This window comes from Brachybacterium halotolerans subsp. kimchii, from assembly GCF_020792675.1.
Taxonomy (GTDB): domain Bacteria; phylum Actinomycetota; class Actinomycetes; order Actinomycetales; family Dermabacteraceae; genus Brachybacterium; species Brachybacterium halotolerans.
Genome location: NZ_CP086254.1, coordinates 3,225,250 through 3,236,770 on the forward strand (window position 1 = coordinate 3,225,250; position 11,521 = coordinate 3,236,770).

Annotated in this window: 9 protein-coding genes; 1 reads left to right on the forward strand and 8 read right to left on the reverse strand. The window is 73.6% G+C overall.

Annotated features, from left to right (window positions below):
• Positions 1–41 precede the first annotated feature (41 nt).
• The 8 genes from Bra3105_RS14440 to Bra3105_RS14475 all read right to left on the reverse strand — a co-directional run bounded on the left by Bra3105_RS14440 (position 42) and on the right by Bra3105_RS14475 (position 8,542).
• On the reverse strand, positions 42–1,118 hold the full coding sequence (locus tag Bra3105_RS14440; protein ID WP_228357404.1) for a CobW family GTP-binding protein: 1,077 nt from the start codon (positions 1,116–1,118) through the stop codon (positions 42–44).
• Between the two features lie 199 nt (positions 1,119–1,317).
• Complete coding sequence (locus Bra3105_RS14445; protein WP_228357405.1) at positions 1,318–1,941, reverse strand: biotin transporter BioY; 624 nt, start codon at positions 1,939–1,941, stop codon at positions 1,318–1,320.
• A gap of 132 nt (positions 1,942–2,073) precedes the next feature.
• Positions 2,074–3,396 (reverse strand): alpha/beta hydrolase, encoded by a 1,323-nt coding sequence (locus Bra3105_RS14450; protein WP_228357406.1) that lies wholly within the window; start codon positions 3,394–3,396, stop codon positions 2,074–2,076.
• A complete protein-coding gene (locus Bra3105_RS14455) occupies positions 3,393–4,250 on the reverse strand; it encodes a heme ABC transporter ATP-binding protein (RefSeq protein WP_228357407.1) in 858 nt (285 codons plus the stop codon). The genes Bra3105_RS14450 and Bra3105_RS14455 overlap by 4 nt, the downstream gene beginning before the upstream one ends.
• Positions 4,247–5,335: a FecCD family ABC transporter permease gene (locus Bra3105_RS14460; RefSeq protein ID WP_228357408.1), complete on the reverse strand. Its 1,089-nt coding sequence runs from the start codon at positions 5,333–5,335 to the stop codon at positions 4,247–4,249. The genes Bra3105_RS14455 and Bra3105_RS14460 overlap by 4 nt, the downstream gene beginning before the upstream one ends.
• Entirely contained in the window at positions 5,332–6,462 is a 1,131-nt protein-coding gene (locus Bra3105_RS14465) for an ABC transporter substrate-binding protein (RefSeq protein ID WP_228357409.1), read from the reverse strand. Before Bra3105_RS14465 ends, Bra3105_RS14460 begins: the two co-directional genes overlap by 4 nt.
• 164 nt (positions 6,463–6,626) lie before the next feature.
• Positions 6,627–7,502, reverse strand: coding sequence for a DUF1684 domain-containing protein (locus tag Bra3105_RS14470; protein ID WP_228357410.1), 876 nt, complete (start codon positions 7,500–7,502; stop codon positions 6,627–6,629).
• Positions 7,499–8,542: an ATP-grasp domain-containing protein gene (locus Bra3105_RS14475; protein WP_228357411.1), complete on the reverse strand. Its 1,044-nt coding sequence runs from the start codon at positions 8,540–8,542 to the stop codon at positions 7,499–7,501. The genes Bra3105_RS14470 and Bra3105_RS14475 overlap by 4 nt, the downstream gene beginning before the upstream one ends.
• Before the next feature lie 348 nt (positions 8,543–8,890).
• On the opposite strand from Bra3105_RS14475, the gene Bra3105_RS14480 reads away from it, so the two are divergent.
• The gene (locus Bra3105_RS14480; RefSeq protein ID WP_228357412.1) at positions 8,891–11,479 is read left to right on the forward strand and encodes an ATP-dependent DNA ligase; all 2,589 of its coding nucleotides are present in this window, start codon (positions 8,891–8,893) and stop codon (positions 11,477–11,479) included.
• Positions 11,480–11,521: the final 42 nt, after the last annotated feature.

The following is an 11,521-nucleotide window of genomic DNA, read 5'->3' on the forward strand; positions in this document are numbered from 1 at the left end:
CCCGGCGCTCGTCCCATCCCGGCTCGCATCGCCAGCGCCCCTCAGGCGCTGAGCCGCTTCAGCCGCAGCAGACGGCGCATGCCCGCGGCGCTGGGATGCTCGCACGGGGCGAGCGCTGCGACGAGCCGGGCGCGGACCGCCGCCTCGTCGAGGTGCATGCCGATCGCGACCAGCCCCTCGGGATGCTCGCTCTCCGCTTCTGCCTCCGCCTGCGCCCCCGCTGGCGCTGTCGCCACATGCACGCGTCGGCCCACGAGGTTCAGCGCGAAGCGCCGCCGATCACGGGGTCCGGCGACGGCGACGATCCCCTTGAGGCGGAAGACGCCCTCGGGCGGGTCCTCGAGCAGGTCGGCCAGGGCCGACGGCTCCACCGGGCCGTGCGCGTGGACCGTGACGGCATCCGCGTGCTCATGGACGTGCCGGGCGTGCTCCTCCCGCGCGAGCGCCGCGAGCGGCAGCTGGTCGGGCGGATCCTCCGTCCGGGCGACGTCCAGGAGCAGCGTCGGGTCGAGCCCTCCGCGGGCGACGGCCAGGACGTGCGCGTCCTCGCTGCGCTCGCGGACGCGGGCCGTGATCGCCTCGAGCCGTCGTGCGGCGAGCCGCGCGGGCAACAGGTCGGTCTTGGTGACGAGCACGAGCGAGGGAGCGGCGTACCGGGCGGGCGCGGGACGCGGGTGCGGGCCGTCCCCGCCGGGGTCGACGGTCTCGAAGCACGTCTCGGCGTCGACCACCTCGACCACGCCCGCCAGTCGCGTGCGCTCGGCGGAGGAGAAGCGGATCATGCGCCCCAGCGCGAGCGGCTCGGCGGCTCCGCTCGCCTCGATGACGATGGCGTCGAGGGCCAGGCGCGGCCGGGACAGGCGCTCCAGCGCATCGTCCAGCGGCGTCGAGTCCGGCAGGCAGCACAGGCAGCTGCCGGCGATCGAGGCGGCGTCGTCGACCTGGCCGGTGACCATCGCCGCGTCCACGTTGATCTCGCCGACGTCGTTGACGATCACGCCCAGGCGCGCGCCCGGCGCGGCCAGCAGCGCGTTGAGCACCGTCGTCTTCCCCGCCCCGAGGTGCCCGGTCAGAGCGATCACGGGAACGGGCTGCGGGGCCGACGGGCCGACGTGCACGGGCGTCCTCCTGGGGCGGGCGGAGTGGAGTGGGTGGGGTGGAGCAGGCGGAGTGGAGCAGGCGGTGCGGATCGGTGCGACCATTCCGTGTTGGGAAAGATTATCAACAAGCGGGGTGGCGGTGGGACGCACGAGGCCCCGCGGGCGAACCCGCGGGGCCTCGGATTCCGGCGCGGCGCAGGGCCGCGGCGGTGAGTGATCAGTCGCGCTGCGAACGGTCGATCGCGCGCACACCGCGCCAGGCGAGCGGGATCGCGACCGCGGCGATCGCGGCCTTCACGACGCCGCCCGCGATGAAGGGCGTGACACCCAGGGCCAGGATCTGGCCGAGGTCGGCGCTCGCGCCCATCACGGCGTTCAGGATCCAGGCCATGTAGGGAACGCCCACGAGGAAGGGCACGACGCTCGCGGCGGCGAAGCCGGCGAAGGCCTTCCAGGAGCGGCGGTCCCACGAGCGCTCGGCGAACCAGCCCGCGAGGTACGCGGCGGGGATGAAGCCCAGGATGAACCCGAAGCTCGGCGTCATCACCGCGGCGAGGGAGCCGCTGAAGCCCGCGAACACCGGGGCCCCGGCGAGGCCGGCGACCATGTACGCGGTCAGCGCGGCGGCTCCGCGGCGCGCACCGAGTGCCGCGCCCACGAGGAGCACGCCCAGGGTCTGGCCCGTGATCGGGACGACGGGCAGCGGGATCTCGACCTGGGCCAGCAGGGCGACGATCGCGGCTCCGGCGACGACCAGTGCGGCATCGATCCCGAGCGAGCGATGTCGGTTCAGGGCATCGGCGAGGACGGGGTGCCGGGGGGAGAGGGCTGCGGCGGTCACGGGACTCCTTCTTCCGGGAAACGGACGAGCGGCCATGGTAGTGCGGCCGGCCCCTCGCGCGGGCCGCGCGTTCACGTGGGGTCGCGCGGACGATCAGACGCAATCGGAGAGATCAGGCGTGGTCAGACGAGGTCAGGTGCGATCCGGCGCGAGCAGGGCGGAGAGCTCCTCGACCATCGCGGGCTGCCACCAGGCCCAGTCGTGGCCCCCGCGATGCATGCGTACGGGGATCGTGGCCCCGGTCCCGTCGGACACGGCGTCCGCGAGCTCGCGCGCCGCCTCGCCCATGGTCCCCTCGAAGTGACCGGCGTGCAGACGGATGCGCACGTTCCCGGGGGCCTCGCTGCGCAGCGCCGCGCGCAGGGGTGCTGCGAGCGCGAGATGGGGGTAGCGCCAGAGCGAGACGGACTGCGCGATCGCGGCACCGATCCTGTGCGGCGCCCGGGCCAGGGTGAAGAGCGAGGTCAGACCCCCGAAGCTCGACCCGGTGACCACGGTGCGCCGCGGATCGGGGGTGGGGCGCAGGCGCGGCACCAGGGTGTCCGCGATCCATGCGGCCTGTCCGCCGGGCACGCCCAGGTCCCGGGCGCGGTCGGGCCATGCGTCGAGGAACACGGCGAGCAGCGGCGGGAGGTCGCCGGCGCGGACGGCCTCGGCGAGCGCTCCCGGGGTGTCCAGGCGGTCGACGTGCGCCTCCCCGTCGGTGACGACGAGCAGGGGGAGGTCCGACGGCGGGAGCGCGTCGTCCCCTGTGCCCGCTCGGTCTCCGCCGTCCTCGCTGGTCCCGTTGCTCTCACGGGTCCCGTCTATCGCGCACCAGCGTGTGCGTGGCTCGCCCTCGGCCGTCGCCAGCTCGTGCACGGGGACGCTGGAGGGTGCGTGTGAGGCGACGACCCGGTCGCGGACCAGGTCCAGGACCAGGGACCCGCTAGGCCGCGCCTGTGGCCGCGCCGGTCCCGTCTGCGGTCGCGCCGGCGCCGCCGGACGCTTCCCCTTGAGTCCGTCGCTCCACCACGGGGGGTCTGCCGGGGCACCGTCGGCACCGTCATCATCATGGTGCTCGAGGAAGGCGATCGTCGCGCAGAGGTCCCCGGGGACGGACAGCACGCCCGCGAACCATCCGTCGCCCTGGGCGACGAGGTCGAGGCCGTCGGGCGGATCGGGGTTCCACCAGCCGTTGATCTGCGCTGCGACGGCGCTCGCGCCGGGAGCGCGGTGGCGCAGCCGGATGATCGCGCGATCCTCCTCGCGCGCGAGGACGTCGACGGCCGCGCCGACGGGGGCGGCCGTCGAGGGATGCTGCTCGGCCCGCACGACGCGCACCCGCTGGACGGGCGCGTTCGTCGCCCGGGGGAGCGGCTCCCACCAGGGCCCGGACAGGAGAGCCGCGGGATCGGGGCGCTGGGCGGCCCCGGCGGCTCCGGGGCGACGGCGCGTCGGCTCCTGCGCGGTCACAGCGGCACCACCAGGGGCCGGCCGGAGGTCGGGTGCTCGAGCACGGCGACCTCATGGCGATAGACCTCGCGGATCCGGTCGGGGGTGAGCACGTCCCCGGGCGGTCCGAGCGCGACCAGGCGCCCGCCGTCGAACATCGCGATGCGGTCGCTGCAGCGCGCGGCGAGGGTGAGGTCGTGGAGGACCACGAGCACGCAGCGGCCCTCCTGCGCGAGCTCGCGCGCCCGGGCCATGAGCACTTCCTGATGATGGAGATCCAGAGCGGCCGTCGGCTCGTCGAGCAGCACCACCTGGGCATCCTGGGCGAGGACGCGGGCGAACACGGTCCGTGCGAGCTCGCCGCCCGAGAGGGTCGTGACGTCCCGCCCGGCGAGGGCGTCGACGTCCGCCTCACGCAGACAGCGCTCGATGAGGGCGTCGTCGTCCGGGCCGACGGGGTGCGGGGCGCGGCCCATCGCCGCCGCCTCGTGCACGGTGAAGGAGAAGGCCTGGCTGTGGTGCTGGGTCATCACCGAGCGCCGCCGGGCCAGAGCCTTCGCCGGCCAGTCGGCCGTCGGCCTGCCGTCCAGCAGCACGCGACCGCTCGTGGGCCGCTGATCCCCCGAGAGCAGGGAGAGGAGCGTCGACTTCCCGGCCCCGTTGGGGCCGACGAGCGCCACGAGCTCGCCCCCGCTCGCCGAGAACTCGACATCCTGCAGCAGCACCGCACCGCCGATGGCGAAGCCGGCCTGCTCGACGCGGATCCACGGCTCGGCGCCGGTGGTGCCGGGCGCTGGCGCGCCTGCCTCCTCGGTGCCTGCCGCGAGGCCATCGGCCGCCTCGGCGCCGACGCGAGCCCCCGTCTGCGCGCTCACAGCCGCACCGTCCGCGAGCGCAGCACGAGCATGAGGAAGAACGGGGCGCCCATGATCGCCGTGAACAGGCCGATCGGCACCTCGGCGGGCGGGGCGACGGTGCGCGAGAGCGTGTCCGCGACGACGATCAGCAGCGCTCCGATCACGGCCGACATCGGCAGCACCCCGCGGTGCGCGGGCCCGCAGATGAGGCGCACGATGTGCGGGACGACGAGCCCGATGAAGCCGATCGTGCCCGCGAAGGCGACGCTCGTGCCCGTCAGCAGAGCGGTGGTCCCGATGACGATCTTGCGGGTCGTGGACACGTCGAGGCCCAGGTGGTGGGCCTGCCGGTCGCCGAGCGTGAGCAGGTCCAGGCGGCGCGAGAGCAGGATCATGATCGCCACGCCCACGAGGATCACGGGAGTGCCGATCGCGAGCTTCATCCAGTCCAGATCGCCCAGCGAGCCCATCTGCCAGAAGACGACCGTCTGCAGATCGTCGTCGTCGGCCGCGAAGGTGAGGAACCCGGTGATCGCGGCGAAGGCGGACCCGATCGCGATGCCCACGAGCAGCAGCCGCGCGGTGCCCGAGTCCATGCCCGGGCGGGCGAGAGCGTAGATCAGCGTCGTGGCGAGGATGCCGCCCGCGAAGGCCGCGGCGGGCACCACCCAGGCGACCGCCGCACCGGTCAGCGGGGGAAGAAGCACGATCGCGGCGACGGCCCCGGTGGAGGCGCCGCCGCTCACGCCGATGATGCCGGGATCGGCCAGCGGGTTGCGGAACAGGCTCTGCAGCGCCGCGCCGGAGACCGCGAGCGCCGCCCCGGAGAGCGCCCCGAACAGCACGCGCGGCATCCGCAGGTCCATCACCACGGTGGTCTCGAGCGCCGGGCGCGCGGCGCCCTGCCCGAGGATCTCGTGCCAGATGACGCCCAGGAGCGTGCTCGGACTGAGCTGGATGGGACCCGTGCCGATCGAGACCACGATCGCGACCACCAGCACCGCGCCGCTGATCGGCAGGCCGATCGCGAGCGGCAGGCGCCGGGTCCGCTCGCGCGCCGCCCGGCGCGGGGCGGACCCGGCGGTGTCCTCGGCGGCGGTCACTTCGCGACGGCGGCGAGGGCCTTCACCAGCGCGATCGCACCGGCGCCGACGCCCACGCCGCTGACCTTGATCTGCTCGCTGGGCATGAGGAAGAAGGTGTTCGAGGTGCCCGCGGGGGTCTGCGCGAGGGTCGGGAAGGCGGAGAGGAAGCCCTCGAGCCCGCCCCACTCATCGAGGTCGCCGTCGCCGGTGAGGATGACGTCGGGCTTCGTGTCCAGCAGGCCCTCGTCGCTGTACTTCACGGAGTAGCCGCGCAGGCCCTCCTCGACGCCGACGCTCGTCGCGCCCGCGGCCTCGATGATGTCGGCGGCGGCCGTGCCGGTGCCGACCACGGCGTTCGCCCCGCCCGCGCCGCTCGAGGTCACTGCGAGGATCCGGAGGCCGTCGATGCCGGTGCCCTTCGCGTCGGACGCGGCCTGGTCGAGCTGGTCCTCGACGGCGCTCGCGAGCTCCTCGCCCGCGTCCTTCGCCCCCACGTACTCGGCGACGGCCCGGATCTTGTCGGCGATGGGCTGCTGGTCGTCGACCACGACGGCGTCCACGCCGGCTTCCCGGAACTGGGCCGCGGGCTTGCCGTGGCGCTTGACGTTGTTGCCGATGAAGAGCGTGCCCTTGACGCTCAGCAGGCCCTCGACGCCGGTCTTCTGGCTGAACTCGAAGTGCTCGGGCGCATCGAGAGCGGCCTGGGCGACGGAGTTCGTGGGGGCCGCATAGATGTTCTTCTGCAGCCCCAGCGCCGCGAGGATGTCGGCGACGTCCTCGCCGCCCACGATGATCTTCGAGATGTCCTTGACCTCGACCTTCTCGCCCGTGCCGTCGGTGACCGTCACCGGCAGCTCCGGGGTCGCCGACGCCGAGGGCAGGTCCGCGCCCTCCACCCAGGTCCAGCCCTCGGGCAGGTCCGACGGGGCGCCCTGCGCGCCGCCCGCCGCGGCCCCGGAGCCGCCGTCGGAGGAACCAGCGTCCGAGGCGGCGCCGTCGGCCGACTGGCTGCCCGCGCCGCACGCGGTGAGCGCGGCGAGGACGGCGGCCGACGGGGCGATCCCGAGCAGGGATCGCCGCGCGAGCGGGCGACGGACGGAGGGCTCGTGGGAGGAGGTGCGGGGGAGCGGGCGCGACGAGGTCACAGAACGGTCCTTCGGGTGAGCTAGGTGAGTATGCAGGTTCGCCTAAGTGGGCGTGCAGGGTCTACTAGATCACGATATGAGGGGAGCGTCACCCGGCGGCGGCAGGGGTCACACCTCCGGCCGCTCCCGGCGGACGGCTCGCTCGCCCCAGGCTCACGCCATGCTCACGCCGCGCTCGCGCGGGCGGCGGGCACCTTCTCCCCGGCATCCACGCAGAAGGGGAGGGTGTTCTCCCGTGGCGGCACCGGGCAGGTCGAGAAGTCCGTGTAGGCGCAGGGGAGGTTCACCGCGCGATTGAAGTCGAGCACCGCGGAGCCGTCGGCCGACGGGGCGGGGACCGTGAGCGATCTGCTCGCCGCGTAGGTCGTGATCCCGCTGGTCGCGTCCCGGAACAGGACCGTCAGCGCGCCGTCCGCGCCTGCGAAGGCCGTGAGGCGGTGGGTGCGCCCGTCGCGCTCGAACTCGAGGCGGCCCGGGCTCGAGAAGCTGTGCTGGATGCCGGGCAGCACGGCATCGACCCGGCGCGTGGTCGGCGCGGAGTCGGCGACGAAGCGGGCGTCGATCGCCCACTGCGGGTCGGCCGGATACGCCTTCGTCCCCGTGAAGGAGGCGAGGTAGGGGCTGTCCGCGCGGCGGGGCCGCAGCATGACGCCGCTGCCGCGCCGTGCGACCTCCGCGACCCCGTCGACGCCGTGCTCGGACGTGCCTGGCGCGCCGGACGCGCCCGACGCTCGGTCGACGAAGTGCAGCAGCACGGTGCCGTCGTGCATGAACGGTGCGAGCTGGCGGGTGCCGCGCAGCTCCTCGCCGCCTGCCGTGAGGATCTCGCCCTCGGCGAGCTCGACGAGCGGTCCCTGTGGGCCCACGGACCAGGCGCCAGGGACCCCGGGCGCGCGCAGTCGCGTGCGCCCCAGCCAGTGCAGTCCCGTCGCGGCGAGGATGCCGAGCGGGTCCGTGCGCGAGCTCTCGTGCGCCTCGTGCCAGGCGGTCCACTCCGCGGTGAATGCACCGGTGGCGGCCGCCCCGGGTGCGGCGCTCATGCGGCGCCCCGCACGACGTCCAGCGGCACCGTGCCGCGCTCGGCGTCCAGTAGCTCCCCGAACCATCGCGCGACCTGCCGCACGGCCGGTGTCGGGGCCTCGGCCTCGACCGCCGGGTTGTAATTGGAGTTCGTGTTGAGGTCGTAGGTGACGGTGCGGCCGTCGTTCGTGGTGAGGAACTCGATGCCCGCGATCTCGATCCCGAGGTCCGCCAGCAGCTCCTCGTACCGCCGGATCAGGGTCGTGCTCGCGGTGATCGAGTCGTCGAGCCGGAAGGCCGGGGGAGTCGGGGTGCCGGGCAGGGCGCAGGCGTCCGCGGGGCACAGCTCGAAGCCGCCGGAGGTGTCCACGCGCACCGCGTACACGAAGCGGCCGCCCACGAACTCCGCGCGCGTGATCACGGGCTCGGGGGCCACGAGCAGCTCCTGCAGAAGGGTGATGCCGTCGGCGCTCTCCTCGAAGTCCGCGCCGCGCACGTACTCCTCGAAGGACTCGTGGTCCTCGAAGCGGCGCACGCCCAGACCCTTGCCGCCCTGGTCGTGCTTGGTGATGAAGGGGGCGGGCAGGGCGCGGGCGGCATCGACGAGCGAGTCGCGGTCGTGCACGGCGATCGTGCGCGGCACGTCGAACCCGGCATGGCGCAGCGCCGCGTGCTGCTGGATCTTCGAGACCTCGAGATCGGCCACGCGGGAGCCTCCCACCACGCGCCGCCCCCAGGACTCGAGCCAGGTGAGGGTGCCGCGCGCGACGTCCTTCGCGTGCGGGGCGCCGCGCGTGTGGGAAGAGGCGCTCAGGCGGGACCAGAACACGCCCTGGGGAGGTTCACTGTCGAGGTCGAGCACGCCGCCGTCGAGCGGCCACTCGATCAGCGGCACGCCGACGGCCTCGAAGGCCGCGGTGAACGGGGCGATCCACTCCGGGTTGTCGTGGAGCACGTGGACCGCCGGAGCGGCCGGGACCGCGGGCAGGGACGGGACCACGGGCAGGGCCGAGGTCGCGGGCGGGGCCGCGAATGCGGTCGGGAATGCGGGGTCGGACATCGGGCCTCCTGGACATCGAGCTCTGGAGCTGCCGGAGCGGCGGGTGGGCCGACGCCGGCCCTCCCGCGGGTCGCGCGGTGGATCGCGGACATCCCGCGTCATCTGCGGACTCCCCGTTCCGCGCGACGCACGACCGGTGCAGGGATGCACCCGACTGCGCCCAGACACGCCGAGGCGGCAGTGATCGTGTTCTCCGAACGTAGCTTATGGGTGCCATAAGCGGAGGGCAGGGGTTGGAGAATGTGGGCCACGTCGCGCGGCGCGCCGCACCCCGGAAAACGGGGGTCCTGCGCAGCGGCGCCCTGGCCCGCCCGTGACAGGACGGGTGATCCGCGCAACAGTGGAGCCATGTCCGCACGGGAGCAGAAGGTGGAGGTCGACGGCCGCTCGCTGCGGCTCACGCACCTCGACAAGGTCATGTATCCCTCGACCGGCACCACGAAGGGCGAGGTCATCGACTACTACCGGCGCGCCGCCGGTGTGATGGTGCCGCAGGCCGCGCGCCGACCGGCGACGCGGAAGCGATGGGTCGACGGGGTCGGCACCGCCGAGCACCCCGGCAAGGTCTTCTTCCGCAAGGATCTCGAGGACTCCGCGCCGGACTGGGTGCCGCGAGCGGACCTCGAGCACCACGACGGCATCTCCACCTACCCCCTCGTGGACGAGGCCGCCGTGCTGGTGTGGCTCGCCCAGCTCGCGGCGCTCGAGATACACACCCCGCAGTGGCGATTCGACGCCGACGGCGAATCGTCATGCCCTGACCGCCTCGTGCTCGATCTCGACCCGGGAGAGGGCGCCGGTCTCGACGACTGCGCCCAGGTGGCGCTGTGGTGCCGGGATCTCCTGGCCGAGATGGAACTCGACTCCTATCCCGTGACGACCGGCTCGAAGGGGATCCACCTCTATGCCCCGCTGGACGGGACCTCCGCTGCCGACGAGGTCGCAGAGCTCGCGCACCGCCTCGCGCGAGCCCTCGAGGACGAGCATCCCGACCATGTGGTCAGCGACATGAAGAGGTCCCTGCGCCGAGGGAAGGTCCTGGTCGACTGGTCGCAGAACAACGGGCACAAGACCACGGTGTGCCCATATTCGCTGCGCGGCAGGGAGCGGCCGACGGTCGCCGCGCCCCGCACCTGGGACGAGATCGAGGACTCCTCCCTCGCCCAGCTCGACTTCGAGGAGGTCCTCGCGCGCGTCGAGGACGGGACCGATCCTCTCGCGCCGCTCGGCCTCGAACAGCATGACTCGTCGGCCGCGGGAGGGGCGTCGGCCGACGACGAGGCGTCGGCCGGGGCCGCGGACGATCGACTGCGCGCCTATCGGTCCAAGCGCGACGCGCGCCGCACCCCGGAGCCCGTCCCGGATGCGACCCCGGAGGCGGCACGGCAGGGATCGCAGGACCGGGCCGATGCGGCGCAGCGAGCGATCGAGGCACAGGACCCGATGTTCGTGATCCAGGAGCACCACGCCTCGAGCCTGCACTGGGACTTCCGGCTCCAGCACGACGGGGTGCTCGTCTCCTGGGCCGTCCCCAAGGGACCGCCGCTCGAGGTGGACGTGAACCGGCTGGCGGTGCAGACGGAGGACCACCCGCTCGAGTACGGCACCTTCGAGGGGAGCATCCCGCAGGACGAGTACGGCGGGGGAGAGGTCACCATCTGGGACAGCGGCCTCGTCGAGATCGAGAAGTGGCGCGAGGGCCGTGAGGTCATCGCCGTCTGCCGCGGACGCGAGGACGGAGGGCTCGGAGGCGTGCCGCGCCGCTTCGCCTTCATCCACACCGGAGGCATGGGCCGCGGCGCCAGGACTGCGGCCGCGAAGAAGAAGGCGAAGGCCGACTGGCTGCTGCACCTCATGAAGGACCAGCCCGAGGAGGGAACGGCGGGTGCCCACGAGGAGACCGGTGCCCACGAGGAGACAGGCGACCGCGAGCAGACCGGTGCCCGCGAAGAGACAGACGACCGCGAGGAGATCAGCCCGATGCTCGCGACGTCCGGCTCGCGCGAGGACACCGACGAGGACGACTGGGCCTTCGAGATGAAATGGGACGGTGTGCGCGCGATCGCCACGATCACCCCGACCGGTGTGCGCCTGACCAGCCGCGGCGGCACGGACGTCACCGCGACGTTCCCCGAGCTCGGGGAGCTGGAAGACGCGGTGGGCGGCACCGGCTCCGGGACCGGACGCATCGTCCTGGACGGTGAGATCGTCGCCCTGGACTCCCACGAGCGGCCCTCGTTCTCGCGCCTCCAACGGCGTCTGGGACTCACCTCTCGACGCGACGTGGAGCGGGCGCAGGAGGAGACGGAGGTCCACCTGATGGTCTTCGACCTGCTCGAGGCCGACGGCAGGTCACTGCTGCGCACGCCGTACAGGCAGCGGCGCGACGCCCTGTTCGCGACCGTCGACCCCACCGAGCACGTGAAGCTCCCGCACGCCGTGCACGGGGACGTGGACCACGCGATCGCCCGCTCCCAGGAGCTCCAGCTCGAGGGCGTGATGGCGAAGAAGGAGTCGAGCATCTACCAGCCCGGGCGCCGTGCCCGCACCTGGCTCAAGATCAAGAACGCCCATCACCAGGAGGTCGTCGTCGTGGGCTGGCGCGAGGGACGGGGAGCGCGCGCAGGCGGCATCGGCTCCCTGCTGCTGGCCGTCCCGGACGAGGACGGGAATCTTCACTACGTCGGGCGCGTGGGCACAGGCTTCAGCGAGGACGATCTCGAGCACGCGCACGAGCGCCTCCGCTCGCGATCGCGGAAGACGCCGCCGGTGAGCGGGGTCCCGAGCGCCGATGCCCGCGACGCCCACTGGGTGCGCGCCGACCTCGTGGGCGAGGTCCGCCACGCCGAGCGCACCCCCGACGACAGGCTGCGCCGGCCCGTGTGGAGGGGGTGGCGTCCCGACAAGGACGCCGACGAGGTGCGCTGGGAGTCCTGACCCCTCCGCGGGATCCTGCGAATGGGGTCCGGCGCCCGCCTT

Bases quoted from the DNA above. Each gene is read 5' to 3' on its own strand.
- Bra3105_RS14480 (WP_228357412.1), top strand. From the start codon at position 8,891: ATGTCCGCACGGGAGCAGAAGGTGGAGGTCGACGGCCGCTCGCTGCGG.
- Bra3105_RS14470 (WP_228357410.1), bottom strand. From the start codon at position 7,502: ATGAGCGCCGCACCCGGGGCGGCCGCCACCGGTGCATTCACCGCGGAG.
- Bra3105_RS14475 (WP_228357411.1), bottom strand. From the start codon at position 8,542: ATGTCCGACCCCGCATTCCCGACCGCATTCGCGGCCCCGCCCGCGACC.